Genomic DNA, 26,657 nt, shown 5'->3' with positions numbered 1-26,657 from the left:
ACAGGCAGTTCACAAAGAGACGCGCGATTCGACGATGCGCATCGCGCATCGCAGCGGTGTGGGCGGCAACCAGTGCCAGGTCGCCGCGCCACATCAACGATTACTCTTCTTGTCGGTACTCTTAATAGGATGACTAAGCGAATTGCAGTTGTGACAGGTGGAATGGGCGGTCTCGGCGAGGCAATCAGCATCCGGTTGCACGACGCGGGCTACCGGGTTGTCGTCACGTATTCGCCGAACAACAATGGCGTCGACCGCTGGTTGACCGAAATGCACGCCGCGGGCCGCGAATTCCACGCGTATCCGGTGGACGTGGCCGATCACGACTCGTGCCAGCAATGCGTGGCGAAGATCGTGCAGGACGTCGGGCCGATCGACGTGCTGGTGAACAACGCGGGCATCACGCGCGACATGACGTTCCGCAAGCTCGACAAGGTCAACTGGGACGCGGTGATCCGCACCAACCTCGATTCCGTGTTCAACATGACCAAGCCGGTGTGCGAAGGGATGGTCGAGCGCGGCTGGGGGCGGATCGTCAACATCTCGTCGGTCAACGGCTCGAAGGGTTCGGTCGGCCAGACCAACTACGCGGCCGCGAAGGCCGGCATGCACGGCTTCACGAAATCGCTCGCGCTGGAAGTCGCGCGCAAGGGCGTGACGGTGAACACCGTGTCGCCCGGCTATCTCGCGACGAAGATGGTGACGGCGATTCCGCAGGACGTCCTCGACAGCAAGATCCTGCCGCAGATTCCGGCCGGCCGGCTCGGCAAGCCGGACGAGGTCGCGGGGCTCGTCGCGTACCTGTGCTCCGAGGAGGCGGGCTTCGTGACCGGCTCCAACATCGCGATCAACGGCGGGCAGCACATGCATTGACGCGCGGCGGCCCGGGCTGCGCGGTCGCGCGCCCGGGCCGTGCTCCAGCGGTATCCCGCGCCGGGGCAGCACGCGGGTGCGATGACGATGACGGACACGGGCCCGTTCCCACGCGTCCGGCGGGCCGCTCGCCGTCGTCCGCCCGACGCGTCGCCGCGGCTTCACATTCCGGAGCAGGCATGGGTGACACTTCGATGGGGCTCGCGATCGGCGGGGCGGCGCTCGCCGTCGCGCTGACGGCGACGATCGTTCACTACTGGCTCGAGCGGCGCCGCGCGCGCTTGCTGCGCGAATTCGACCACCGCGACTGCTGGCGCGCGGCATACGGCAAAGCGGCCATGCGCGGCGGCGTCAGGGCGAAGCGCCGGGCAGGCTGAGCGGATGCGTGGCGGCGCAGCCATGCGCTGCGCCGCCGCGGACTGCGTTCAGTCGCTGCCGTCCTTGTGGAACACCCGCTTCGTCGTGCGCTTGGTCGCGTCCCAGCCTTCGCGCGACGCGTGCTTGGTCGCGTCCCAGCCCTCGCGCGATGCATGCGCGACGCCGTGGCCGACCGCCTTCGCGGCGCTCGCGGTCGCATGGCCGAAGCTGCGCGCGGCCTCGCCGGTCTTGTGCGCGGCTTCCTTCGAATCGCGCTTGATGTCCTGCTTCACCTCGGACAGGTCCGCGTGCGCGGCCGGGCAAACCGACGCGAACACGAGTGCGGCAAAAATGAACTGACGACCTTTCACAACCTGATTCCTCCCGACGTTGTCATCGAAATTGCGCGCCGCCGCCAGGCGGGCGAAGCGCGCCGGCCGCGGATGCATCGAGCATCACCGCGGCGCGGCCGCTCAGCAGCACGCGCTCGCCGCAGCGAAGCGTGAAACCGTACAGCACCGTGACGTCGTCGCCGCCGACGCGCTCGGCTTCGACGGTCAGCGGCGCGTCGCAGGTGTCGAGGCGCTCGACGAACGCGTCGACGCCGCGCACGCTTGCCAGAAAGCCGGCGCGCGGCCGCTCGCGCGGCGCGCCGACGAGCGCGCCGTGCACGGCCATCGCCTGCGCCGCGTATTCGATCCCGCAGACCGACGCGAGCCGACCGTGCGCGCGCAGCGGGTTGCGCGGATCGCGGTGGCTCGTCGCCGTGCAGCGGATTCGCGCGTCGTCCCAGAAGTCGACCGTGTCGAGCAGGCACATCGCGCCGTCGTGCGGAATGTGCGCGGCGATCCACGCGCGATCGCGCGTCGTGCCGGCGGCCGTCATCGCGCAGGCTCCGCGAAGCCATCCGGCATCGCGACGTCGACCTGCACGCGCCGATCCGCCAGATAGTCGAGCACGACGCGCGCGGCGCGCCGCGCGGCGAGCGCATCGAGCAGCGGCAGCGCGCGCGCGGCGGGATTGCCGACGCGCAACGCTTCGAGCGCGGGCGACGCGAGCGCCGTCGCGGGCGCATCGGTGAGCTGCACGTCGATGCGCGCGAGCGTGGCCGCGCCGGCCTCGGGCGCGAGCACGAGCGCGACGCCGAACGCATCGACGATCGGGCGCACCGCGCGCAGCGGCTCCGGATAGTCGGTGTCGTACGCGATCAGCAGGCACGGCACGCGATCGACCGCAACCTGGCAGACGCTTTCGAGCAGGCCGGCGGCGAAGCTGCCGTCGTGCGCGCACAGCACGTTCGACGCGGCCGTCGAGCCCGTCGCGATGCTCCAGTAACCGGCCGGCGCGTTGTGCACGGAGTTGTGGAAGCGCGTGGGCGACAGCAGCCGGTCGTCGCCCGCGAGCGTTTCGCAGATCACGTGGCAGTTCTGGCCGTCGCCGCCGGACGCGCTGAACACGGTCGCGAGCGTCGCGGCGTCGCGTCCGCTGGCGGCAACCGCTTCGCGGCCGACCGCGAGCGCGACCCGCACGACGGGGCCGGTGCGCCGCCGCTCGGCGCTCGGCAGGCCGGCCGGCGGCGGCAGCGCGGTGCGCGCGCTCGCATAGGCCGCGCGGCCGGCGAGCACGTCGGCGGCGTGCGGCCAGTCGTTCAATCCCGGCCCGATGAGGCCGATGCTCTCGATGTAGGCGCTGAGTGTCATGTCGGTTGCCGGCGGCGCGCGTAGTCGGCGCGGCCGAGGATCAGGCTGCAGTTGGTGCCGCCGAAGCCGAACGCATTGCTGAGCACGGCGCGCACGCGCGCGTCGCGGCTCGCGAGCACGTAGTCGGTGGCGAGCGCCGGGTCGGGGTGCGTCGTGTTGACGCCGGCCGGCACGAACTGGCCGCGCAGCGCGACGGCGGCGACGACCGCTTCGAGCGCGCCGGCTGCGCCGAGCGTGTGGCCGGTCGCGCCCTTGGTCGAGCTGCACGGCGTCTGCGCGAACAGCGCGCCGACCGCGCGGCTTTCCGCGGCGTCGTTGCTCGGCGTCGCGGTGCCGTGCAGGTTGATGTAGTCGATGTCGGCCGCGCCGAGGCCGGCCGACGCCAGCGCCTGCTCGATCGCGGCGCGCGCGCCGAGCCCGTCCGGATGCGGCGACGACATGTGATGCGCGTCGCTCGACTCGCCGATGCCGAGCAGCAGGATCGCGTCGTCGTCGAGCGTATCGGGCGACGCGGGCACGCGCTCGACGAGCGCGAACGCGGCGGCCTCGCCGATCGAGATCCCGTCGCGCGCGACGTCGAACGGCCGGCACGGCCGGCGCGACAGCAGTTCGAGCGAATTGAAGCCGTACAGCGTCGTGAGGCACAGCGAATCGACGCCGCCGACGACCGCCGCATCGATCAGGCCCGCGGCGAGCATGCGGCGCGCGGAGCCGAACACCTTCGCGCCCGACGAGCACGCGGACGACACCGCCAGCGCCGGGCCGCGCAGCGCGAAGTACGCGCGCACGAACGCGGCGGGCGAATACGGGTTGTGGGTCTGCGCATAGTGGAAGCCGGCCGGCAGCGCGCCGCTTTGCGGGTCGCGGCGCCGGTACGCGTGCTCGGTCTCGAGGATGCCGGCCGTGCTGGTGCCGACGAACACGCCGACACGTTCCGCGCCGTAGCGCGCCACGGCGGCCGCGACGCGTTCGGCGAAGCCGTCCTGGGTGAGGCCGAGCTGCGCGAGACGGTTGTTGCGGCATTCGAAGTCGCTCAGGTCGGCGCGCACCGGCTGCGCGTCGACGCCGTCCACCGCGCCGATCCACGTGTCGAGGTGCGCGCGCTCGAAGTCGCATCGCGCGAGTCCGCCGCGCGCGCCGCGCAGCGCGGCGACGGTCGCGTCGAGTCCGCGCCCGATGCAGCTGGTGGCCGTGAAATGCGAAAGCAGGAGAGGGTTCACGAGGGTCGAATCCGGTTGCCGGACCGGGCGCCGCGGTGCGGGATGAGGCCGCGCGGCGCGCCGATAGCCATTGAATTTTATCAAACAGGTGCTGTCTGGCCGGCCGCTGCGGGCGGTTCCGGCTCGAGCGCGGCGCGCAGCGTCGTCCAGCGCAATTGCGCGTCGGCGGCCGCGCGCAGCACGGCCGGCAGCACGTCGAGCACGACCGGTTCGCCGCGCGCGTCGCGCGCCGCATGGCCGTCGTGCACGAGCAGGATGTCGCGCGGCGCGAGCCTGTGCAGCAGGCGGCGCGTGACCACGCCGGCATCGCGCTCGCGTGTGTCGAAGCCGCGCCGCGTCCAGCTCGCGAGCTGCAGGCCGAGCTCGCACAGCACCGGCTCGAGGAACGGGTTGCGCAGGCCTGCGGGCGCGCGGAAGAACAGCGGGCGCGTGCCGCTGAGCTCGGTCAGCGTGCGCTGCGCGGCCTCGATCTCGCGCCGCAGCGCGCGCGGGCCCGACAGCGAGAACGTGTGCCGGTGCCGCTGGCTGTGATTCTCGACCGCATGGCCGCGCGCGACGATCGCTTCGATCCACCGCGGATGCCGGCGCGCGAGCTCGCCGATGCAGAAGAACGTCGCCTGCGCGTCGTAGCGGTCGAGCAGGTCGAGCACGCGCGGCGTGATGTCCGGGTCGGGGCCGTCGTCGATCGTCAGCGCGATCCGTTGGCCGGCGCTGTCCGGCAGGCGCGTCCAGTTCGGGCCGAGCAGCGCGCTCTTCGGCCACAGGCCCGCCGCCGTCAGCACGAGGTGCGACGCGACCACGCCGCCGGCCGCCCACGGCCAGCTCGCCGGCTGCGCGACGACGGCCGCGGCCGCGCCCGCGTGCAGCGCGGCCGCGCCCGCGACGAGCGGCGTCGGCTTCCAGCGGCGCGCGTCGCCGGGGCGCGGCACGGATGACGGTGTGGATGACGGCGCATTCATGTGAGGCCTCCCTGCAGAGGTGCGGCGGCCGGCGGCGCCAGGATCGCGGCGAACGCGAGCGCGAGCATCGCGCCCGGGCCGACGGTCAGGCCGAAGGTTTCGAGCAGCGGCACGTGCGACAACGCGAGCAGCCCGAAGCCGGCGACCGTCGCGAGATTGGCGACCAGCAGCGACACGAGCGTGTGGGGCGTGACGGGTTGCGCATCGCCGCGCTTGCAGAAGAACAGCGCGTAGTTCGAGCCGACCGCGACGATCAGCAGCATGCCGATCAGGTGCAGGATCGTCAGCGGCACGCCCGCGACCGCGAAGCCCGCGGCCACGACCAGCACGGCCGCGACGAGCGGCGCGAGCGCGCGCACGACGCGCCGCGGCGAGCGCAGGGCGATCAGCAGCAGCACCGCGATGGCCGCGAAGCCCGCGAGCGACAGGCGGATGTCCTCGCGCACGTAGTCCACGTAGAGGCGGTCGGCCTCGGCCTTCATGTCGATGAACAGCGCGCCGGGCACGCCGGCGCGCGCGACGGCCGCGCGGATCGGCGCCGAGTCGAGGCTCGGCGCGGCTTGCGCCGCGTGCGCCGCGCGTGCGGCGTCCGGCGCGCGCAGCGGCAGCATCGCGCTCCAGCGGCCCGCGCGCTCGGTCAGCAGCGCATCGACCGCGAGCGCCATCGACGTGCCGCGCAGGTCCGCGCGCGTCAGGAGCGGCGCGTGGCGCGCGGCGTCGATGTCGGCGACGAACGGCGCGAACAGGTCCGGCCTGACGGTGATCGGCTGGTGCGCGACGGCTGCGCGCAGCCGCGCGGCGAGCGTGCCGGCGTCCGGCAGGCTTGCCTGCCGCGCGCGTTGCGCGGCGTCGCTCGGCAAGTAGCGCGCGGGGTTCTCGAAGCCGGCGAGCGCGCCGCGCTCGACGAGCGGCTGCAGTTGCGCGGCGACGCGCTCCGCGCCTTCGAGCGCGGCCTGTTCGCCGGCTGCGGGAATCACGACCAGATAGCGGACGTCGGGCGCGCCGACGTCGGCGCGCAGGCGTGCGTCGAGCGCCTGCGCGCGCTCGGGCACCGGGCTCAGCGCGGCGAGCTCGCGGCTCCACATGCCGTCGCGATGCAGCGCGAGCGCCACGCACGCGGCGAGCACCAGCGCGGCCAGCGGCCAGCGCAGGCGTGGCGCGGCGGCGACCGCGCGCGCGAGCGCCGCGCCGACGCGCGACACGTCGCGGATCGCGACATGCTCGCCGCGCAGCGGCGGCAGCACGAAGCGCGTGACGAGCGCGGCGGCCGTCAGGCCCGCGATCGAATACAGCCCGAGCTGCACGAGGCCGGGGAAGCCCGAGAACAGCATCGACGCGAAGCCGCAGACGGAGGTCAGCACGCCGAGCCGGATCGTCGGCCAGTACGCGGCGAGCCACGCGCGCGTCGCGTCGGCCGCGCGCGCCGCGGGGCGCGGGCCGGCCTGCGCCGACTGCACGAACAGGTAGATCGAGTAGTCGACCGCCTCGCCGATCAGCGTGGTGCCGAAGCCGAGCGTCAGCCCGTGGACCGTGCCGAACGCGACGCTGACCGCCGCGAGCCCGGCCACGATGCCCGACAGCACCGGCAGCAGCCCGAGCGCGAGCGTGCGCGGCGAGCGGTACAGCGTCAGCAGCAGCGCGACGATCAGCAGCACGCTCAGCGTCGACAGGCGCTCGACGTCGCGCCTGATCGTGTCGCGCGTGTCGACCGAGAACACGCCGGGGCCGGTCATCGCGAGCGTGCAGGACGACGCGCCCGGCGCCGCCTGCCGCGCCGCGTCGAACGCGCGGCGCACGGCGTCGATCGCGCGCGCCTGCGCATCGGTGTCGGAGCCGGCGGCGGCCGTCTGCACGACGAGCACCGCGCGCGCGCCGTCGCGCGACGCCCACACGCCGTTGCGCACCGCCGGCAGCGCGCCGCTGTCGAGCTGGCCGACGAGCGCGGCGACTTCGCCGGTCGGGTCGTGCGGCAGCAGCGCCTTCGCGACGAGGCCGGCCGACGAGCTCAGCAGGTCGAGGCTGTCGCCGAGCGCCTGGTGCAGGCCGTCGGCGGTGAAGCGCCGCGGCGTCACGGCCGGGCTCAGCAGGTAGCGATGCGCGACGATGAACTGCTGGTCGCGCGCGTCGTTGACCGGCTCGCCGTTGTTGACCGCCGCGAACTGCGGATCGTCGCGTAGCGTCGCGGCCATGCGCCGCGACAGCGCCGCGCGCGCGGCGGCGGTGTCGCCGTCGATCGCGACGAGGATCAGCCGCGACACGAGGCCGTCGCGCAGCTGGTCGACGAGCACGCGCTGCCCGGCGCTCGGCGAGCGCGGCAGGAACGCGGACAGGTCGGCGGTGAAGCTCGCGTGGCCGATCGCGAAAGCGCAGGCGAGCAGGCCCAGCAGCCACGCGAGCACCGCGCGCTGCCGCAGCGCGCGCAGGCCTCGGGCGACGGGAGCGTGGCGGGCGCGATCGTCCATCAGTTCGCCGGAACGGGTTGCAGGCGCATCAGCGAGCGGTCGCCGTCGGCCTGCCGGATCGCGACGCTGCGCAATACGTCGCGCGTGCCGTCGAGCGTGATCGTGCTGACGACCTTCAGCATCCGCGAGTCGAGCGGCGTGAGGGTCAGCGTCCAGTCGTCGCCGCGCCCCGACAGCGCGACCTTGTACACCCGCTCGAGCGCGAAGCGGTTGCCGGAGAGCGTCGCGCGAATGCTGTCGATGAACGCGCCGAGCTCCGGATAGCGGTCGAGCGCGAGCGTGTATTTGCGGTTGTTGCGCTCGACGGTCAGCATGTCGCCGTCGACCACGAGGTGTTCGGGCTTCGGGCTCAGCGTGTGCTTCTCGAGATGATCGGGCGCGACGAACACGAGCTCGCCGGACGACTCGACCGGCTGCGCGGCGATCGACAGGTTTTTCGTCTCGGTGAACGTCGCGCGGCCGGACTTGTGCTGCGCGAGCGTCGACATCAGCCGGTCGAGGCTCCACGGCGCGCCGGCGTCCGCCGCGCGCGCGGGCGCGGCCAGCGCGACGGCGGCAGCGAGGCTGGCAACGGCGGCGGTGAACGGGAAGCGGCGGAATGCGGCCATGCGTCAGGAATCCCTTGTGGCGGACAGGCCGGCGGCGCGCACCGGCGCGTCGTCGCGATGCGCGGCGGGGGCGTCGCCGTCCTGCCAGAAGTCGAAGAAGTTGAACCAGTTGTACGGCGCGGTGCGGCAGTACTGGTCGAGCAGCGCGACGTAGCGCGCGAGCGCCGCGTCGACGGCGGCCGCGCGCGCGTCGCGGCGCACGCCGGAGAAATCGGCGAGCGGCTCGAAGTGGACGTCGTAGCGGTTGCCGTCGCGATAGAGGCCGGTCATGAAGATCACCGGGCGCCCGAGCATCGCGGCCATGTACAGCGGCCCGAGCGGGAACGCGGCCGGCGCGCCGAGCAGGTCGAGCCGCCGGGTCGACGCGGCGGCGTCGTCGCGCAGCGTGCGGTCGGCGAGCATGCCGACCATGCAGTTCGCGTCGAGGCGCTCGCGCACCTTCAGCATCGAATCGACCTGCCCGAGCGGAATCACGTCCGGCTTCGCGGCGGGATTCACGGCGGCCAGCGTCGCGTTGATCTTGCGCGCGTTTTCCTCATACATCGTGACGGCGACGCGCAGGTCCGGCTGCGTGCGGCCAAGCGCGCGCACGACCTCGAAGCTGCCGAGGTGCGCGCCGATCAGGAACGCGCCGCGTCCGCCCGCGAGCGCGGCGACGACGTGCGCCTCGCCGTGCAGGCGGACGTCGAACAGGTCGAAGCGCCCGTTCATCAGGTACACGCGGTCGTGGATCGTCGAAGCGAACGTGAACACGTGCCGGTACACGTCGCGCCAGCGCGCGGGCCGGCCGAGCGCGCGGCGCAGGTAGCCGCGCGACGCCGCGCACGCGCACGGCGAGAACAGCACGAAGTAGGTCGCGACGAGATGCAGCACGACGCGCGCGGCGCGCCGCCCGAACCGCAGCGAGATCCACGTCATCGCGCGCAGCAGCGGCGTGTTGCTGCGCTCCTGGCGCCGGGCCCATGCGGTGCGCTTCATGCGGGCGTCGCCTCCCGCGCGGCCGGCGGCGCGGACAGCACGCCGGTCGCGATGTCGCGGCGCCCGGCGCGCACGGTGAAGCGGATCGCGCCGCTGGCCGCCGCGTCGAACGCGAGGTCGAGCGGCTCGCCGGGCGCGGCCGGGCTCAGGAATTTCGCGGAGCCGAGCCGCCACGCGTGCAGCGGGCGGTTCAGCGCCGCGCCGATCGCGGTGATCGCGTGATCGAGCAGCACGACGCCGGGCACGATCGGATGGCCGGGGAAGTGGCCGGGCAGCGCCGGATGGTCGGCGGGGATCGTGAACGCGAGCGCGTTCGCCGCGTCGGCGTCGCGATCGGGCGCGGGCGCGGGCGCGGGCGACGGCGCGGCGTGCGTATGCCGGGCGACCAGCGCCGCGAGCACGTCGCGCGGCAGCTTGCCGGTGTCGTTGCGCGGCAGCGCGTCGACGAACACGAGCGGGCGCGGCATGAACGCGGGGTCGATCCGCTCGCGCAGCGCGCGTTGCAGGCCGGCGGCCGTCAGCGTCGGCGCGACGACGAGCGCGACGAGTCGCGTGACGGGTTCGACGCCCGCCGCGCGGCCGGCGTGCGGCGCGTCGTCGGGCATGAAGAACACGCCGTCGGCGACACCGGGGATCGCATTGAGCTGATGATTCAGGTATGCGAGCGACGTGCGCTTGCCCGCGATGTTGACGAGGTCCGCCTTGCGGCCGTGCAGCAGGAAGCGGCCGTCGCCGAGCAGTTCGAGCGCGTCGCCCATCGGCACGGGCGCGTCGACGTGCGCGCCGGAGATCCACACGGTCGGCTCGCCGTCATCGTCGGCGCTTGCGCGCGCATCGACGCGGATGCCCGGAAACAGTTGCCAGGTCGCGTCCCGCGCGGTGCGGCGCGTCGCGATCTGGCCGGTCTCGGTGCTGCCGTAGATCTCGACGAGCGGCGCGTCGAGCGCGGCCTCGGCTTCGCGCGCGAGCGCGGCCGCGAGCGGCGCGGTCGCCGACAGCACGAGTGCGGCGCGCGGCAGCGCGTGCGCGGACGACAGCAGCGCGCGCAGGTGGATCGGCGACGCGACGAGCACGCGCGGCTGCGGCACCGCGTCGAGCGCCGCGCGGATGTCGAGCGGGTAGAACGGCAGGCGGTTGCTGAACGCGAACCCGCCGACCAGCGCGAGTAGCACCGTCGCTTCGAAGCCGTACATGTGCTGCGCGGGCACCGTGCCGACCAGCGTGTACGCGCGGCCGTCGAGCAGCCCGAGGCGCTCGGTCGATGCGCGCAGGCAGCCGACCAGGCTGCCCCAGGTCTTGCGGTGCGGCACCGGTGCGCCGGTCGAGCCGGACGTGAACACATAGGCCATCAACCGCGACGCATCGATCCGCGGGACGGCGAACGGCGCATCGTCCGCATCGCCCACGCCGTTCGCCGGCGCGGCGTCGGGATACGCGAAGCGCGGCAGGTCGATCGTGCAGCCGGGCGCGTCGTGCAGGCAGAACGCATCGGGCGCGAACGACGCGAGCTGGCGGACCGTTTCCGGCGTCAGCGTGGACGGCAGCAGGCTGACCTTGCCGGCGACGAGCGCCGCGCACAGGCCGACGGCGAAGCGGTAGCGATCGCGGCACACGTTGAGCACGTGGCCGCCCGCGGGCAGCGCGGCGGCCACGCGCGCGACGTCGGCGAGGAAGGCGCGCACGGTCACGCGCGCGCCGTCGCGCCATGCGATCGTCTGCTCCGGGGACGAATGGAAAACCAGCGGATAAGTCGGCATAAATCAGCGGCAATGAAAGCGGGGCCGGCGCGGCCGCCACGCGGCGCCGGCCGTGAATTCAGCGCGCATGGCTGGCGCGGGCCCCGGTCGACTGCCGGTACGCGCGCACCGCGTCGAGCATGCGCGGCCGCGGCTCGTGCGGCAGCGCGAAGCGCCGGCACGCATGCTCGGCGGCGAACATCACGGCGACGAGCGGCAGCGACAGGTAGTTCGCGAACGTCGACCACGCGACGATCGGCGCGGTCGCGAACAGCAGCGTCGACACGGCGGCGATCGCGACGAAGAACAGCGTCCACGCGACGGTGATCTGCCGCGTGTAGCGCGCGACGGCCGGCGTGAGCGCGCCGTGGATCATCGCTGCGAAGCGTGAGCAGAGCGGCGTCTGCCCGGCCGCCAGCGTGCGGCCGAACAGCAGCGCCATCGCGAGGTTGAAGCTCACGTGCTCGAGATACAGACCCCAGCCGAAATGCCGCGCGAGCGGTTCGCGCGCCATCCACAGCGCGGCGGCGGCGAGCGCCCAGGCCGGCACGAGCCACGCTCGGCGCGGCGAGCGCAGCGCCGCGCCGAGCGCGAGCAAGAGCGGCGGCACGAGCGCCATCGCGAGGCCGAAGCCATGCGCGCCCGGCGTCGCGGCAGCGTAATGCGCGCCGGCCTGGTACGCGACCACCGCGCCGACGGCGAGCGTGCCGCGCGCGATGCGCTCCGGCGTGCTCATTGCGCGGCTCCGGGCGCATGGCGCGCGCCGCCGGCGCGTGCGGCGGCAGCGCGGCAGCGGATCGGAACAGGCGCAAAAATGCGGCGAACGGGTGGGCACGGCATGGCTGGGTGCGTCGATACGGGTCGGGGGCGCGACGCGAGAGTCGGGCCGTCAATTGTCTTAGGAATGGCGGCCGGGGCAAGGGGCCGGCCGACTGTCATGGCACGCACATTTTAGGGTGCCTGACGGTGGACTTTCGGGTGGGCGGGAAGGGGTTTTGTAACCGATTGTATGGCGCCGCGCGCAGCCCGCCGCGCGGCCGATCCATTTCCATCCAAAGCGGCTCAAGCGTCCCGTGGGTTCGCGTCCCGAAATGCGGGCGGCGCGGGCCCGCACGTCTGTAACCCTTTCACCGTATACGCCCCGATACCCGTCGACTAGAATCCGCGTAACTTTTACCAAACGATCCCCAAAAACACGGGCGGGGTGGCCGGCGGACGCCGGAGGAATGGCGAGACCGCCGTTCCCGTGCGCTCCCGCTGCCGTGCGCTGCCTGTTTGCAAGCATGATGAACGCACTGGAACAAGAGCTCGCCGCGCTGATCATCGGCGAACTGAATCTCGAAGACGTGTCGCTCGACGCAGTGACCGCCGACACTCCGTTGTATGGGGAAGGATTCGGGCTCGACTCCATCGACATCCTGGAAATCGCGCTGCTGATCTCGAAGAAGTACGGCTTCGAGCTGCGCTCGGACAATCCGGATAACGAAAGGATCTTCGCGACGCTCGGCGCGCTCGCCGACTACGTCGCCGCGCATCGCGCGAAATGACGTCGCGCGCCGCTTCGGCGCGAAATCGGTGACAACGGCACGCGGCCGGATGCGAAGCAGGCGCTTCGCCGCCGCCGCGTCGATCGGAGTGAAACGCACATGGAAGGAGACGGTCGATGCGCGCGCTCGTGACGGGCGGCAGCGGCGCGCTCGGGCAGGCGATCTGCGAAGCGCTGGCGCTGGCCGGCCATGAAGTCTGGGTGCACGCGAACCGCCATCTCGCGCAGGCGGAGGCGGTCGCGCAGCGGATCGTCGCGGCAGGCGGCGCCGCGCATGCGATCGCGTTCGACGTGACCGACGCCGACGCGGTCGACGCCGCGCTCGCGCGGCTCGTCGACGACGCGCCGGTGCAGATCCTCGTCAACAACGCGGGCATCCACGCCGACGCGCCGATGGCCGGCATGTCGCGGCAGCAATGGCGCAGCGTGATCGACGTGTCGCTGAACGGCTTCTTCAACGTCACGCAGCCGCTGCTGCTGCCGATGATCCGCACGCGCTGGGGGCGGATCGTCAACATCGCGTCGGTCGCGGGCGTGACCGGCAACCGCGGGCAGGTCAACTATGCGGCCGCGAAGGCCGGGCTGATCGGCGCGACCCGGTCGCTGTCGCTCGAGCTCGCATCGCGCGGCATCACCGTGAACGCGGTCGCGCCCGGCATCATCGCGTCGCCGATGGCCGAACACGCGTTTCCCGCCGAACGCATCAAGCAGCTCGTGCCCGCGCAGCGCGCGGGCCGGCCCGACGAAGTCGCGGGCATGGTCGCGTATCTCGTGTCGGATGCGGCGGCCTACGTGACGGGGCAGGTGCTGTCGGTCAACGGCGGCCTCGCATGACGATGCCGGACGTGGAAACCCGATGCCGCGGGTCGTCGGCAGGTCATAAAATTCCGTCAGGATCCCCGTCTTCGACCTTGGCCGTGCCCATGTCCTCGCCGCGCGCTTCGTCCACCCATCTCGTGCTGATTCCGAGCTACAACCCGGGCCTCAGGGTCGATGCGACCGTGCGCAGCGCCCGCGCGCAGTGGAATCCGGTGTGGGTGGTCGTGGACGGCAGCACCGACGGCAGCGCCGAGCGCCTGCAGGCGCTGGCCGAGCGCGATCCGGGGCTGCACGTGATCGTGCTGCCGGAGAACCGCGGCAAGGGCGCGGCGGTGCTCGCGGGGCTCGACGCGGCCGCCGCGCGCGGCTTCACGCACGTGCTGACGATGGACTCCGACGGCCAGCATCCGGCCCACCTGATTCCCGCGTTCATGGCGGAGTCGCAGGCCGCGCCCGACGCGATGGTGCTCGGGATGCCGAAGTTCGACGCCGACGCGCCGCGGTTGCGCGTGCAGGGGCGGCGACTGTCGAACCTGTGGGCCGACGTCGAGACGCTGTGGGCCGGCATCGGCGATTCTCTGTACGGCTTTCGCGTGTATCCGGTCGCGCCGCTCGCGGCGATCATGCACCGGCAGATGTGGATGCGCGGCTTCGACTTCGATCCCGAAGCCGCGGTGCGGCTGTGCTGGGCCGGCGTGCGCCCGATCCGCATCGACGCGCCCGTGCGCTATTTCCGCGAGAACGAGGGCGGCGTGTCGCACTTCCATTACGGGCGCGACAACGTGCTGCTCACGTGGATGCACCTGCGGCTGATCGCGGGCTTCGTGCTGCGGCTGCCGCTGCTGGTCGCGCGCCGGCTCGCGCGGCGTCCGCACGCGCACCGCGGTTGATCCAGATCGTCTTTCCCTCCCGATCCCGCTGCCTAGAATCCAGTTACGCGCGACGCGGCGCCGCCGGCGCAGTCGCAAAATCATGGGCGAAACCGCTCGCGCGCAGGCAATTCCGACACGGTTCAATCGTAGGGGGAATAGTCATGGCGACTTACGTGGTTCTCGCAAACTTCACGGATCAGGGCATCCGCACGATCAAGAGCACGCGGCAGCGCGCGGGGCAGGTCGCGGAAATGGCCCGGACGTTCGGCTGCACCATGAAGGAGGTGTACTGGACGCTCGGCGCATTCGACATCGTCACGATCATCGAAGCGCCGGACGAGCAGAGCCTCACCGCATTCGGCTTCGCGCTCGGCTCGGCGGGCAACGTCCGCACGCAGACGCTGCGCGCATTCACGAGCACCGAGGTCGGTGAAATCATCGCGAAGATGTAGCGCAAACGCGGCCATCGTGCGCGCATGCCGGTTCCGCCGATCGGGGCACGCGGCAGTCGGCCTCAGGTCGTGCGCGCCTTCTTTTTGCTTTCTTCGTCACGCAACGTGACGCCTTCGATGCCGCACCGCGTCACGCGTTGCGTGCGTACAGTTCCGACTTGCTTTCACCCGATAACTGACTAAGGTTGAAGGACGGTCAAAGGGCCGGAAGGGGCGCCGCCCGCATCGCGCAGCCCGCATGCGTGCATTGAGCGTGCCCCCGCAACGGCGGCGCAGTTCCGCCGGCGACGCGATCCGTCGCCGAGCCGGATGCGCGCGCCTCGGCGGCATCACTTCACCGAGCCGCGCCGCATCGACGCACGCGTCGCCAGGCTTCGCACCCGCACGGAGGCGAGTCATGAGCACGGTCGCGCGCTTTCATGTCGACTACACGCAGTATCTGGGGCCCGACGGCGAGCCGGTGCGGCCGTTGCCCGAATTCGCGCAGGATCCCGAGGCGCTGCTGCCGCTCTATCGCGCGATGGTGCTGACGCGCGCGTTCGATGCGAAGGCCGTCGCGCTGCAGCGCACCGGCAAGCTCGGCACGTTCGCGTCGTCGGTCGGGCAGGAGGCGATCGGCGTCGGCGTCGCGAGCGCGATGCAGACCGACGACGTGCTGTTCCCGTCGTATCGCGACCATGCGGCGCAATTGCTGCGCGGCGTCACGATGGCGGAAAGCCTGCTGTACTGGGGCGGCGACGAGCGCGGCAGCGATTTCAAGGCGGCGCGCCATGACTTCCCGAACTGCGTGCCGATCGGCACCCAGGTGTGCCATGCGGCGGGCGCGGCCTATGCGTTCATGCTGCGCCGCGAGCCGCGCGTCGCGGTGACGATCTTCGGCGACGGCGGCACGTCGAAGGGCGACTTCTACGAAGCGATGAACATGGCCGGCGCATGGCAGGCGCCGCTCGTGCTCGTCGTCAACGACAACCAGTGGGCGATCTCGGTGCCGCGCACCCGGCAGACCGCCGCGCAGACGCTCGCGCAGAAGGCGATCGCGGCCGGCATCGAGGGCCGGCAGGCCGACGGCAACGACGTGATCGCGGTGCGGCAGGTCGTGTCGGAAGCGCTCGACAAGGCGCGCCGCGGCGGCGGCCCCACGCTCGTCGAGGCGCTCAGCTACCGGCTCGGCGATCACACGACCGCCGACGACGCGACGCGCTATCGCGACGCCGACACCGTCGCGAAGCAATGGGAGCGCGAGCCGCTGATCCGGCTGCGCACGTACCTGACGCGGATGAACGTATGGGACAAGGCGCGGGACACCGAGCTCGGCAAGGCCTGCTACGCGCAGGTCGAAGCGGCCGTGCAGGAATATCTGGCGGTCGCGCCGCCCGACACGTCCGCGATGTTCGACCACCTGTACGCGACGCTGCCGCGCGCGCTGCGCGAACAGCTCGACACGGCGCTCGCGTTCGCGCCGGCCGCGGGGAACCATCATGGCTGACCTGAACCTGGTGGAAGCGGTCAATCGCGCGCTGGCCTACGCACTCGCGAACGATCCGGCGGTGGTGCTGCTCGGCGAGGACATCGGCGTGAACGGCGGCGTGTTCCGCGCGACCGTCGACCTGCAGTCGCGCTTCGGCGCCGAGCGCGTGATCGACACGCCGCTCGCGGAATCGGGAATCGCGGGCGCCGCGATCGGCATGGCGGCGATGGGGCTGCGGCCGGTTGCCGAGATCCAGTTCACCGGGTTCATCTACCCGGCCATCGACCACATCCTCAATCACGCGGCGCGGCTGCGGCACCGCACGCGCGGCCGGCTGTCGTGCCCGCTCGTGATCCGCTCGCCGTGCGGCGGCGGGATCCACGCGCCCGAGCATCATTCCGAAAGCCCCGAGGCGCTGTTCGCGCATATCCCCGGGCTGCGCGTCGTGATGCCGTCGTCGCCGGCGCGCGCATACGGGCTGCTGCTCGCCGCGATCCGCGATCCGGACCCGGTGATCTTCCTCGAGCCGACGCGCCTGTACCGGCTGTTCCGGCAGCCGGTCGAGGACGACGGCGAGGCGCTGCCGCTCGACACCTGCTTCACGCTGCGCGACGGCACCGACGTCACGCTGGTGAGCTGGGGCGCGGCGCTGCAGGACGTGCAGGCGGCCGCCGACCGGCTCGCGCAGGACGGCGTGATGGCCGAGGTGATCGACGTCGCGACGCTCAAGCCGCTCGACGTCGACACGATCCTCGCGTCGGTCGCGAAGACGGGCCGCTGCGTGATCGTCCACGAGGCGCCGCGCACCGCGGGGCTCGGCGCGGAGGTCGCCGCGGTCATCGCCGAGCGCGGGCTGTATTCGCTGCTCGCGCCGGTGCAGCGCGTGACGGGCTACGACGTCGTCGTGCCGCTGTTCCGGCTCGAAAGCCAATATCTGCCGAGCGTCGAGCGGATCGTCGACGCGGTCCGCAAGACGCTGGAGGCGTCATAACCATGAAGATCTTCAAACTGCCTGATCTCGGCGAAGGGCTGCAGGAAGCGGAAATCGTCGAATGGCACGTGAAGGCGGGCGACGCGGTCGAGACCGACCAGCCGCTCTTGTCGGTCGAGACCGCGAAGGCGATCGTCGACATTCCGTCCCCGCAGGCGGGCCGCATCGCGAAGCTGTTCGGGCAGGCGGGCGACCTCGTGCATCTCGGCGCGCCGCTCGTCGCGTTCGAAGGCGAGGGCGACGACGCGGATGCCGGCACCGTCGTCGGCAAGGTCGAAGTGGGCGCGCAGGTCGTGCACGACGCGCCGGCGGCGCTCGGCGGCGGGATCGGCGGTGCAATCGGCGGCGCGGGCGCGATCAAGGCGATGCCCGCGGTGCGCGCGCTCGCGCGCAAGCTCGACGTCGATCTCGCGATGGTCACGCCGTCGGGCGCGGACGGCGTGATCACCGCGGCGGACGTGCAGCGGGTCGCGAAGGTGCTCGCCGAGGTCGGGCCGGCGGAAGTGCTGCGCGGCGTGCGGCGCGCGATGGCGCAGAACATGGCGCGCGCGCAGAGCGAGGTGGCCGCGGCGACGGTGATCGACGACGCCGACATCCACGCGTGGGCGCCGCGCACCGACGTGACGATCCGGCTGATCCGCGCGCTGGTCGCGGGCTGCCGCGCCGAGCCGGGGCTCAACGCGTGGTACGAGGGGCACACCGGGCGCCGGCACGTGCTCGCGAAGATCGATGTCGGCATCGCGGTCGACCTGCCCGATGGCCTGTTCGTGCCGGTGCTGCGCGACGTCGCGCAGCGCGATGCCGCCGGCCTGCGGGCCGGGCTCGACCGGATGCGCGACGACATCCGCGCGCGCAGGATTCCGCCGGAGGAGCTGCGCGGCAACACGATCACGCTGTCGAACTTCGGGATGATCGCGGGCAAGTACGCGGCGCCCGTCGTGGTGCCGCCGACGGTCGCGATCCTCGGCGCGGGCCGCATTCACGACGCCGTGGTGGCCGTCGGCGGCGCGGCCGCCGTGCACCGGATCCTGCCGCTCAGCCTGACGTTCGACCATCGCGTCGTCACGGGCGGCGAGGCGGCGCGCTTTCTCGCGGCGGCGATCGCCGACCTGCAGGCGGCGGACTAAGCCCATCCGCACGTGCGCCGTTCAACCTTTTCAACATTCCTGCAGCGTAATGGCTGCCGCGATGAGCCGATTGCGTCGTTTCGTGCGAGTAATCGACCTTTCATGCGATGTAAATAACTGGTAATTTTCTGCCGGATTATGCAAAATCGCCGCTTCCAAATACAACCACCGAGGGTACACACATGCAGTTGAAGAAAGCGGTTGCAGCTTGTGGCGTGGCGTTCCTGCTGAGCGCGTGCGGCGGCGTGCAGGGTCTCGATGCGAACGGCCTCGCGTCGGCGGGCTCGAACATGCTCAAGGCCGCGACGCTGTCGGACGCCGACATCGCCGCGCTGTCGAACGACTCGTGCAAGTCGAGCGACGCCGAGTCGAAGATCGCCGCGCCCGGCAGCGCGTACGCGAAGCGGCTGACGAAGGTGATGGCGGGCTTCGGCGACATGACGCTGAACGGCCAGAAGATCAACTACAAGGTCTACCTGACCAAGGACGTCAACGCGTGGGCGATGGGCAACGGCTGCGTGCGCGTGTATAGCGGCCTGATGGACATGATGAACGACGACGAGCTGCGCGGCGTGATCGGCCACGAAATGGGCCACGTCGCGCTCGGCCACTCGAAGAAGGCGATGCAGACCGCCTACGCGGTGAGCGCGGCGCGCAGCGCGGCCGGCGCGGCATCTCCGGGCGTGGCGGCGCTGACCAACTCGCAGCTCGGCGACATCACCGAGAAGTTCATCAACGCGCAGTTCTCGCAGTCGCAGGAAAGCGCGGCCGACGACTACTCGTTCGACCTGCTCAAGCAGAAGGGCATGAACCAGAAGGGCCTCGTCACCTCGTTCCAGAAGCTCGCGAAGCTGGACGGCGGCAAGAGCTCGATGATGGATTCGCACCCGTCGTCGGCGAGCCGTGCGCAGCACATCCAGGATCGCATCGCGAAGGGCAGCTGATAAAGGAAAAGCGCCGGCGAGGCCGGCGCTTCAGTCTGCTGACGAACCCCACGTTCTCCGGAGCGTGGGGTTTTGTTTTTTCAGGCGCGGCTACGGCACCATCCCCGGCAGCACATACGCCTGCACGAGCGTGATCAGCCCGACGATCACCGCGAACAGGACGCTGTGCCGCACCGTGAAGCGGAACAGCTCCGCTTCCTTGCCGACGAGGCCCGTCGCCGCGCACGCGACCGCGATCGACTGCGGCGAGATCATCTTCGCGGTCACGCCGCCCGTCGTGTTCGCTGCGACGACGAGCGTGTCCGGCAGGCCGAGCTGGTGTGCGGTCGCCTGCTGCAGCGAGCAGAAGAGGGCGTTCGACGACGTGTCCGAGCCGGTCAGGAACACGCCGAGCCAGCCGAGGAACGGCGAGAAGAACGGGAACGCGGCGCCGGTGCCGGCCAGCAGCAGCGCGAGCGTCGACGACATCCCCGAATAGTTCGCGACGAACGCGAACGCGAGCACGAAGCCGATCGACAGGATCGGGCGCGTGAGTTCCTTCAGCGTCTCGCCGAACGTGACGAGCGCGTCGCGCGGCTTCATCCGCAGCAGCACGATCGAGATCATCGCGGTCACGAGGATCGCGCTGCCGACGGCCGAGACGAGGTCGATCTTCAGCACCGCGTCGAGCGCCTTCGGCGTCGCGACGATCGGCGCGGTCTTCACGACGAGCTGGTCGAGCGCCGGCACCTTGAACTTCAGCACGGTCGCGGCGAGCGCGCCGTGCGGGCCGAACAGCGCCTTGAACGGCGCGAGGCTCCACACGGTGACGACGCCCGTCAGGATCAGGAACGGCGACCACGCGCGCACCGTCTGCGCGAACGTGTACGGCGACGCCTGGCGGCTCGTCGACGCGCCGAGGCCGCCGAAGCCGGCCAGCGCCGCTGCGCCGCCGCCCGATGCAGCCACGCCGCCGGCCGTCTGTCTCGCGCTGCTCGGCTGCCACACCTTCAGGAACGCGGCGAGCGCGACGAGGCTGACGAGCGACGACGTGATGTCCGGCAGCTCGGGCCCGATGTGGTTCGACGTGAAGTACTGCGTGATCGCGAAGCTGCCGCCGGCGACGAGCGCGGCCGGCCACGTCTGCCGCACGCCGCGCAGCCCGTCCATCATGAACACGAGCCAGAACGGCACCGCGAGCGACAGCAGCGGCAGCTGGCGGCCGGCCATCGCGCCGATGTGGAATGCGTCGATGCCGGTGACCTGCCCCGCGACGATGATCGGGATGCCCATCGCGCCGAACGCGACCGGCGCGGTGTTCGCGATCAGGCACAGTCCGGCCGCGTGCAGCGGGCGGAACCCGAGGCCGACGAGCAGCGCGGCGGTGATCGCGACCGGCGCGCCGAAGCCGGCCGTGCCTTCGAGGAACGCGCCGAACGAGAAGCCGATCAGCAGCATCTGCAGCCGCTGGTCGTCGGTGATCGACAGCACCGATGCGCGGATGACGTCGAACTGGCCGGTCTTGACGACGATCTTGTACAGGAACACCGCGGCGACGATGATCCACGCGATCGGCCAGAGGCCGTACGCGAAGCCGAAGCCGGCTGCCGCGAGCGCCTGCGGTGCCGGCATCCGGTACGCGAGGATCGCGACGCCGAGCGACAGCAGCAGCGTGATCGCGGCGGCGATGTGCCCCTTCAGCCGCAAGCCGGCGAGCGCGACGAAAAAGAAGATGATCGGGATTGCGGCGACGAACGCCGACAGCCCGAGGCTGCCGAGCGGGGTGTAGATCTGTTGCCAGGCCTGCATGGTTGTCTCCTCCAAATGTCTCTGTATGTCTATTGGTACGGGTCGGAAAGCGGGGGGCTATTCGGGCTGGCCGCGCGCGCGCAGCAGGTCGGACAGGCTGCGCGGCGCGGGTTCGAGCGGCGTGCGGTGCTGCGTCCAGCCCATCTGCTTCGCGGGCGCGAGCGCGCGCAGGCGCGTCGCCGCCCAGCGGAACGCGCGGTACGCGCGCGGATGCGCGAACGCGCCGGACCAGAAGCGCCATACAAGGTCTTCCGCGCGGTTGTAGTTCGCGCCCTGGCCGCGCAGCGGATGCGCGACCGGCTCGTCGGGCTGGCGGTTCGCCTCGGTGCGCAGCCGCACCAGCAACTGCGGGATCGGAATCCGCACCGGGCATACCTCGCCGCACGCGCCGCACAGCGTCGACGCGGTCGGCAGGTCGGCGGTCGCGTCGAGGCCGAGCAGGTGCGGCGAGATGATCTTGCCGATCGGCCCCGGATAGGTCGTGCCGTACGCATGGCCGCCGATCCGCGTATAGACGGGGCAGTGGTTCATGCACGCGCCGCAGCGGATGCATTGCAGCGTCGCGCGCAGCTGTTCGTCCGCGTACGCCTGCGTGCGGCCGTTGTCGAGCAGCACGAGATGCAGCTCGCGCGGGCCGTCGCGCTCGCCGTCGCGGCGCGGGCCGGAGATCAGGTTGAAGTAGGTCGTGATCGCCTGGCCGGTCGCCGAGCGCGTGAGCAGGCTCGACAGCGGCACGATGTGCTCGAGCTTCGCGACGACCTTCTCGATCCCCATGATCGCGATGTGCGTGTCGGGCACCGTGGTCGACAGGCGGCCGTTGCCCTCGTTCTCGACGAGCCACAGCGTGCCCGTGTCGGCCGCCGCGAAGTTCACGCCCGACAGGCCGATGTCCGCGTCGACGAACGCCTGGCGCAGCGCGCGGCGGCCGGTCTGGATCAGCTCGTCGACGTCTTCCGTGTAATGCGCGTCCGGAATGTGCGCCTCGAACAGTTCGGCGATGTCGCCGCGCGTCTTGTGGATCGCGGGCATCACGATGTGCGACGGCTTCTCGCCCGCGAGCTGGACGATGTATTCGCCCATGTCGGATTCGACGCAGTCGATGCCGCGCTCGGCGAGGTAGTGGTTCAGCTCGATTTCCTCGCTCGCCATCGACTTGCCCTTGATCACGCGGCGCGCCTGTTTCGCCTGCGCGATGCCGAGCACGATCGCGTTCGCTTCGTCGGCCGTCTCGGCCCAGTGCACGCGCACGCCGGCCTCGGTGAGCTTCGCCTCGAGCTGGTCGAGCAGCGCCGGCAACTGCGCGAGCGCATGCTGCCGGATCGCTTCGCCGAGATCGCACAGCTGCTGCAGCTCGGTGTCGTCGGGGAACTGCGTCGCGCGCTTGGCCTGCAGGAAATCCATCGCGCCGCGAAAGCTGCGGCGCAGCTTCGGATCGTCGAGCGCATGGCGCGCGCGGGCCTTGAAGTCGCCTGGGGCGACGAACTGCATCCGGTGGTCGCTCATCGCGAAGCTCCTTGGCGATCGCGCGGGTCCGCGGCGTCGGCCGGATCGGTGACGATCACGACCCACAGGCGGCGCGGGCCGTGCGCGCCGTACGCGAGCGTCTGCTGGATGTCGGAGGTCTTCGACGGCCCCGACACCAGCACGAGATTGGTCGGCATGCCCGCCTGCCAGCGTTCGGCGTGCACGGCCGCATGCAGGTCCGCGTGCAGCGTGCGCGCGTGGACGAGCGCGACGTGCAGCGGCGGCACCAGCGACACGGTGCGCGGCGTGCCGGCGTCGGGCGCGAGCACGACCGTGCCGGTCGCCGCGATGCCCGAGCGCGCGACCGTGAAGCCCGCGTCGATCGTGTCGAACAGCTCGGCTTTCCACGCGTCGATCGGCCGGTCGAACGGCACGGTCGCGACGGTGTCGGGCAGCGCGTGGACCAGCGCCGCCGACTCGGCGCGGGCCGGGTCGAGCAGCAGCCGGCGCACGCCGGCCGCGGCAAGGCGTGCGGCGAGCTGCGCGGGCCACGCTGCCGCGTCCGCGCACCAGACGTCGGCGTGCGACGCGGCGAGCGCGGCCTGCATCGCCTGCGCGAGCGCGTGCGGATCGGCCGGGGCGGCGGCGCGCCGGGCCGCGTAGTGGCGGTCGATGCAGGCGTCGAGCGGGGCGGTGTCAGGTGCGGCGGCCGGGGCGGCGGCGCGCAGCCGCGCGAGGATGGCGTCGCGCGCGCTCATCGGTCGTCTCCGCGCAGCGACGCCGCGCCGGCGGTGCGGCGCCACAGGAAGCTCGCGAGATGCTCGACCGGCAGCGGCGCGCCGGCTTTCGCAGCCGCATGGCCGATGTTCAGCAGGCAGCCGCAGTCGGCGGACACGAGCCGGTCGCAGCCGGTTGCGCACGCCGACGCGACCTTGTCGCGCACCATCGCGCCGGAGATGTCGGGATGCTTCAGCGAGAACGTGCCGCCGAAGCCGCAGCATTCGGATTCGCGTTCGTGTTCGATACGGGTCACGCCGGGCAGCGCGTCGACGAGCGCGACGCCATGTGCGCGCGTGCCCATTTCGCGCCGGGCCGCGCACGACGTATGCAGGACCACGCGCTCGTCCGGCTGAGCGGACGCGGCGAGCGCGTCGAGCCGCACGCCGAGCACTTGGACGAGGAATTCGGCGAGTTCGTACACGCGTTCGGCGATCGCGTGGGCTTTCGCGCCGTTCACGGGATCGTCGGCGAACAGGGCCGGCCAATGGTGCCGCATCATGCCCGCGCACGAGCCGGACGGGACGATCACGGGCCACGGTTCGCTGAACAGGTCGAGCTGCGCGGCGGCGACGCGGCGTGCCTCGTCGGGATTGCCGCTGCTGTAGGCGGGCTGCCCGCAGCAGCTCTGGCCCCGCGGGTAGTGGACGGTCAGGCCCTCGCGCTCCAGCAGCCGCACCGCGTCGAGCCCGGCGTCGGGGACGAACAGGTCGACCAGGCAGGTCGCGAACAGATAGACGTCCGCGGGTGCGGCCGGGGGGTACTGCCTTTCGTTCATGTCTCGCTCCAGGGGACGGCGGCCCGGCACGCGGGACGGCTTTCGCTGCATAATTCCCGCGACGGCGCGTCGGCTCAAATTGGTTGGGCCAATCGCGCCGCCCGGTGTTCTGGAGACCCGACGATGGCAGGCATGGCGGCCCGTGGCCGGACCGAAGTGGTGATGCGCAAGATCGAGACGGCGCTGCTCGACGGCACGTGGCCGGCCGGCGCCCGGCTGCCGGCGGAGCGGGTGCTCGCGGAGCAGTACGGCGTCGCGCGCAACACGATCCGCGAGGCGACCCAGCGGCTCGTCGCGCGCGGCCTGCTGCAGAGCCGGCGCGGCGCGGGCGTGTACGTGACGGACCAGCTGCGCGCGGGCATCGCTTCGCCGTGGGGGCAGCTCGTCGCCGACCATCCGGCGCTGCGCGACGACATCCTCGAGTTCCGCCGCGTGCTGGAGGGCGCGACCGCCTATTTCGCCGCGCTGCGCGCCGACGCGGGCGACCGTCGCCGGATCCGCGCGCTGATGCGCGAGTTGGAAGCCGCGCACGCGAACGACGACCGGGCGGTCGAGGCGGCGACCGACTCGAAGCTGCACGAGGCGATCGCGCTCGCATCGCACAACACGATGTTCCTGCACCTGCATACGAGCGTGATCGGCATGCTGCGCGAGCACATCACGGTCAACGCGACCGGAATGAGCGAGCAGGACGCGGGCGCGGCGGAGCAGCTGCTGCGGCAGCACCGGGTCGTCTGCGACGCGATCTGCGCGCAGCGGCCCGAGGAGGCGCGCACCGCGATGCAGACGCACATCGACTACGTGCGCAGTCACTTCGAGCGGCGCGGCGACGCGGGCTGAGATTGGTTGGACCAGATCGCAGGGCGTCGCGCATGCGCCGCCGGCTGCGGCCCGTGCGGACCGCCCGTTCAGCCGTCCGCCCGCCGGGCGTGCGCGATTGACCGTGTCATCCGGCGCCACTTAGAATCGCCCGAATTCACCTGAATTCGCCCGTCAGCCGCGCGCCAGAGCGTGTGCGGGATGGTTGATCCGCCTGTCGAGAACGCCCCGTGCTCCTGTCCGTCCTCCGGCGCGCACCGGCCGCCCATGCGTGGCGCGCCGCCTGTCGCTCGACCCGCGCGCTGGCCGTCTGCGCGCTGCTGTCGCTCGTCGCCGCGTGCGCGATGCATCCGAGCGCCACCACGCTCGAGCGCACGGTGTCGCACGCATTGCCCGCCGATGCCGCGACGCCGCTGCGCGACGCGCTCGCCGCGCCCGAGGCTGCGCATCCGGGCGAATCGGGCTTCCGCCTGCTCGCGGACGGCGCCGCCGCACTGCAGATGCGCATCGCGCTCGCCCGCGCGGCGACCCGCACGCTCGACATGCAGTACTACATCGCGACCGAGGACACGACCGGCAAGCTGCTGCTCGGCGCCGCGCTGCACGCGGCCGATCGCGGCGTGCGGGTGCGGATGCTGGTCGACGACCTGAACTTCCGCGACATCGACCGCGTGATGGCCGCGCTGGACACGCACCCGAACATCGAGATCCGCGTGTTCAACCCGTTCGGCGCGTCGCAGCAGGGCATGATGCAGCGCACGACGAATTTCTTCACACGGATCGACCGCTTCACGCGCCGGATGCACAACAAGGCGATGATCGCCGACAACCGGATCGCGATCGTCGGCGGCCGCAATCTCGGCGACGAGTATTTCAGCGCGAGCCCGACGCTGCAGTTCCGCGATCTCGACGTGCTCGCGGCCGGCCCCGTGACACAGGACATCTCCGCGAGCTTCGATGCGTATTGGGCGAGCGGCAGCAGCTATCCGCTGCGGGTGCTGAATCGTCAGACGTTCGATCCGAAGGATCTCGACGCGATGCGCGACGAATTGCGCGCGCACTGGCGCAAGAATGCGGAGCCGTACAACGCGAAGCCGCTGAACGCGACGCCGCTTGCGCAGCAGATCGCGCGCGACGAGCTCGGCCTCGTCTGGGCGCCGGCCGAGTTCGAGGCCGACGCGCCGGACAAGGTCGCGCAGCCCACCGACGGCTACGTGAGTCCGCCGATGCGGCGCCTCGTCGAGCTGACCCGCGGCGCGCAACACGAATTCCTCGCGTTCTCGCCGTATTTCGTGCCGCATGACGCGGGCGTGAAGATCCTCGGCGACACCGCCGCGCGCGGCGTGCGCGTCGCGATCCTGACGAACTCGCTCGCCGCGACCGACGCGGTGGCCGTGCAGGCCGGCTACGGCCCGTACCGCGTGCCGCTGCTGCAGCACGGCGTCGAGCTCTACGAATACAAGGCGCGACCGGGCCGGCCGCGGACGCGGCTGTTCGGCTCGCGCTCGCGCGCGAGCCTGCACGCGAAGGCCTACGTGATCGACCGGGAGATCCTCGTGATCGGCTCGATGAACCTCGATCCGCGCTCCGTATACCTCAATACCGAGATGGCGCTCGTGGTCCACAGCCCGGCGCTCGCGCAGCAGGTCGCGACGATCTTCGCGCGGGCGACGCAGCCCGACGAAAGCTATTGCGTGCAGCTTGCGGCGCTGTCGGAGCCCGGCGCGTCCGAGCTGACGTGGACCGGCACCGACGACGGGGTGCCGCGCACCTATCACGTCGATCCGCATGCGGGGCTGCTGCGCAACCTGCTGACCGGCGTGTTCATGCTGCTGCCGGTCGACGACCAGCTATAAGGACCGGTCGGCGGTCGCCGTTCCGGTGCGCGTGGAAAGGTGCTATGGTTGTGTGCGCAACGA

Annotated in this window: 26 protein-coding genes; 12 read left to right on the top strand and 14 right to left on the bottom strand. The window is 71.7% G+C overall.

Translation table 11 applies throughout. The annotated features are described in order from the left end of the window. Window positions 1-129: 129 nt before the first annotated feature. Complete coding sequence (gene phbB / locus B7P44_RS15210; RefSeq protein ID WP_084905499.1) at window positions 130-873, top strand: acetoacetyl-CoA reductase; 744 nt, start codon at window positions 130-132, stop codon at window positions 871-873. A 179-nt stretch (window positions 874-1,052) separates the two neighbouring features. Further along, complete coding sequence (locus B7P44_RS15205; protein WP_084905497.1) at window positions 1,053-1,250, top strand: hypothetical protein; 198 nt, start codon at window positions 1,053-1,055, stop codon at window positions 1,248-1,250. A gap of 48 nt (window positions 1,251-1,298) precedes the next feature. Here the strand turns inward: B7P44_RS15205 and B7P44_RS15200 are convergent, their stop codons facing one another. The 10 genes from B7P44_RS15200 to B7P44_RS15155 all read right to left on the bottom strand — a co-directional run bounded on the left by B7P44_RS15200 (window position 1,299) and on the right by B7P44_RS15155 (window position 11,629). Beyond that, a complete protein-coding gene (locus B7P44_RS15200; protein WP_084905495.1) occupies window positions 1,299-1,601 on the bottom strand; it encodes a hypothetical protein in 303 nt (100 codons plus the stop codon). A gap of 22 nt (window positions 1,602-1,623) precedes the next feature. Beyond that, window positions 1,624-2,115 carry a hotdog family protein gene (locus B7P44_RS15195; RefSeq protein ID WP_084905493.1) on the bottom strand — a complete coding sequence of 164 codons (492 nt, stop codon included), beginning with the start codon at window positions 2,113-2,115 and terminating at the stop codon, window positions 1,624-1,626. Next, the gene (locus B7P44_RS15190; protein ID WP_084905491.1) at window positions 2,112-2,930 is read right to left on the bottom strand and encodes a beta-ketoacyl synthase chain length factor; all 819 of its coding nucleotides are present in this window, start codon (window positions 2,928-2,930) and stop codon (window positions 2,112-2,114) included. The genes B7P44_RS15195 and B7P44_RS15190 overlap by 4 nt, the downstream gene beginning before the upstream one ends. Beyond that, entirely contained in the window at window positions 2,927-4,150 is a 1,224-nt protein-coding gene (locus B7P44_RS15185; protein WP_084905489.1) for a beta-ketoacyl-[acyl-carrier-protein] synthase family protein, read from the bottom strand. The genes B7P44_RS15190 and B7P44_RS15185 overlap by 4 nt, the downstream gene beginning before the upstream one ends. Before the next feature lie 80 nt (window positions 4,151-4,230). After that, entirely contained in the window at window positions 4,231-5,109 is an 879-nt protein-coding gene (locus B7P44_RS15180; protein ID WP_084905487.1) for a polysaccharide deacetylase family protein, read from the bottom strand. Further along, window positions 5,106-7,571 (bottom strand): MMPL family transporter, encoded by a 2,466-nt coding sequence (locus B7P44_RS15175; protein ID WP_084905485.1) that lies wholly within the window; start codon window positions 7,569-7,571, stop codon window positions 5,106-5,108. The genes B7P44_RS15180 and B7P44_RS15175 overlap by 4 nt, the downstream gene beginning before the upstream one ends. Then, on the bottom strand, window positions 7,571-8,179 hold the full coding sequence (locus tag B7P44_RS15170; RefSeq protein WP_084905483.1) for an outer membrane lipoprotein carrier protein LolA: 609 nt from the start codon (window positions 8,177-8,179) through the stop codon (window positions 7,571-7,573). The genes B7P44_RS15175 and B7P44_RS15170 overlap by 1 nt, the downstream gene beginning before the upstream one ends. A 3-nt stretch (window positions 8,180-8,182) precedes the next feature. Further along, entirely contained in the window at window positions 8,183-9,157 is a 975-nt protein-coding gene (locus B7P44_RS15165; RefSeq protein ID WP_084905481.1) for a lysophospholipid acyltransferase family protein, read from the bottom strand. Then, complete coding sequence (locus tag B7P44_RS15160) at window positions 9,154-10,914, bottom strand: AMP-binding protein (RefSeq protein ID WP_084905479.1); 1,761 nt, start codon at window positions 10,912-10,914, stop codon at window positions 9,154-9,156. Before B7P44_RS15160 ends, B7P44_RS15165 begins: the two co-directional genes overlap by 4 nt. A gap of 58 nt (window positions 10,915-10,972) precedes the next feature. Continuing rightward, on the bottom strand, window positions 10,973-11,629 hold the full coding sequence (locus tag B7P44_RS15155) for a COG4648 family protein (protein WP_084905477.1): 657 nt from the start codon (window positions 11,627-11,629) through the stop codon (window positions 10,973-10,975). Window positions 11,630-12,176: 547 nt separating this feature from the next. On the opposite strand from B7P44_RS15155, the gene B7P44_RS15150 reads away from it, so the two are divergent. From B7P44_RS15150 to loiP, 8 genes are all read left to right on the top strand, one after another. After that, window positions 12,177-12,440 carry a phosphopantetheine-binding protein gene (locus B7P44_RS15150; protein WP_231716626.1) on the top strand — a complete coding sequence of 88 codons (264 nt, stop codon included), beginning with the start codon at window positions 12,177-12,179 and terminating at the stop codon, window positions 12,438-12,440. Window positions 12,441-12,556: 116 nt separating this feature from the next. Further along, window positions 12,557-13,273, top strand: a complete 717-nt coding sequence (fabG, locus tag B7P44_RS15145; protein WP_084905473.1) for a 3-oxoacyl-ACP reductase FabG — start codon at window positions 12,557-12,559, stop codon at window positions 13,271-13,273. An 89-nt stretch (window positions 13,274-13,362) separates the two neighbouring features. Next, on the top strand, window positions 13,363-14,148 hold the full coding sequence (locus tag B7P44_RS15140) for a glycosyltransferase family 2 protein (protein WP_084905471.1): 786 nt from the start codon (window positions 13,363-13,365) through the stop codon (window positions 14,146-14,148). 143 nt (window positions 14,149-14,291) lie between these two features. After that, window positions 14,292-14,582, top strand: coding sequence for a GYD domain-containing protein (locus B7P44_RS15135; RefSeq protein WP_084905469.1), 291 nt, complete (start codon window positions 14,292-14,294; stop codon window positions 14,580-14,582). A gap of 397 nt (window positions 14,583-14,979) precedes the next feature. Continuing rightward, on the top strand, window positions 14,980-16,068 hold the full coding sequence (pdhA, locus tag B7P44_RS15130; protein ID WP_084905467.1) for a pyruvate dehydrogenase (acetyl-transferring) E1 component subunit alpha: 1,089 nt from the start codon (window positions 14,980-14,982) through the stop codon (window positions 16,066-16,068). Next, complete coding sequence (locus B7P44_RS15125; RefSeq protein ID WP_084905465.1) at window positions 16,061-17,041, top strand: alpha-ketoacid dehydrogenase subunit beta; 981 nt, start codon at window positions 16,061-16,063, stop codon at window positions 17,039-17,041. Before pdhA ends, B7P44_RS15125 begins: the two co-directional genes overlap by 8 nt. A gap of 2 nt (window positions 17,042-17,043) precedes the next feature. Then, window positions 17,044-18,168 (top strand): dihydrolipoamide acetyltransferase family protein, encoded by a 1,125-nt coding sequence (locus tag B7P44_RS15120; protein ID WP_084905463.1) that lies wholly within the window; start codon window positions 17,044-17,046, stop codon window positions 18,166-18,168. Between the two features lie 182 nt (window positions 18,169-18,350). Next, window positions 18,351-19,112 (top strand): metalloprotease LoiP, encoded by a 762-nt coding sequence (loiP, locus tag B7P44_RS15115; protein ID WP_084905460.1) that lies wholly within the window; start codon window positions 18,351-18,353, stop codon window positions 19,110-19,112. 90 nt (window positions 19,113-19,202) lie between these two features. On the opposite strand, the gene B7P44_RS15110 is transcribed toward loiP, so the two are convergent. Genes B7P44_RS15110 through B7P44_RS15095 form a run of 4 tightly spaced genes read right to left on the bottom strand, consistent with a single transcriptional unit; the run spans window position 19,203 to window position 23,919 of the window. After that, on the bottom strand, window positions 19,203-20,900 hold the full coding sequence (locus B7P44_RS15110) for a lactate permease LctP family transporter (RefSeq protein WP_084905459.1): 1,698 nt from the start codon (window positions 20,898-20,900) through the stop codon (window positions 19,203-19,205). A gap of 57 nt (window positions 20,901-20,957) precedes the next feature. Next, window positions 20,958-22,403 (bottom strand): LutB/LldF family L-lactate oxidation iron-sulfur protein, encoded by a 1,446-nt coding sequence (locus B7P44_RS15105; protein WP_084905457.1) that lies wholly within the window; start codon window positions 22,401-22,403, stop codon window positions 20,958-20,960. Further along, window positions 22,400-23,122 (bottom strand): LutC/YkgG family protein, encoded by a 723-nt coding sequence (locus B7P44_RS15100; protein WP_084906711.1) that lies wholly within the window; start codon window positions 23,120-23,122, stop codon window positions 22,400-22,402. Before B7P44_RS15100 ends, B7P44_RS15105 begins: the two co-directional genes overlap by 4 nt. Further along, on the bottom strand, window positions 23,119-23,919 hold the full coding sequence (locus tag B7P44_RS15095; protein ID WP_084905455.1) for a (Fe-S)-binding protein: 801 nt from the start codon (window positions 23,917-23,919) through the stop codon (window positions 23,119-23,121). The genes B7P44_RS15100 and B7P44_RS15095 overlap by 4 nt, the downstream gene beginning before the upstream one ends. A gap of 123 nt (window positions 23,920-24,042) precedes the next feature. On the opposite strand from B7P44_RS15095, the gene B7P44_RS15090 reads away from it, so the two are divergent. Both B7P44_RS15090 and B7P44_RS15085 read left to right on the top strand, forming a co-directional pair. Next, window positions 24,043-24,759, top strand: a complete 717-nt coding sequence (locus tag B7P44_RS15090) for a FadR/GntR family transcriptional regulator (protein ID WP_084905453.1) — start codon at window positions 24,043-24,045, stop codon at window positions 24,757-24,759. Window positions 24,760-24,968: 209 nt separating this feature from the next. Further along, window positions 24,969-26,594, top strand: coding sequence for a phospholipase D family protein (locus B7P44_RS15085; protein WP_084905452.1), 1,626 nt, complete (start codon window positions 24,969-24,971; stop codon window positions 26,592-26,594). Window positions 26,595-26,657 lie beyond the last annotated feature (63 nt).

The organism is Burkholderia ubonensis subsp. mesacidophila (assembly GCF_002097715.1).
In the GTDB taxonomy this organism is placed as follows: domain Bacteria; phylum Pseudomonadota; class Gammaproteobacteria; order Burkholderiales; family Burkholderiaceae; genus Burkholderia; species Burkholderia mesacidophila.
This window is presented reverse-complemented; position numbering and strand designations above follow the sequence as displayed.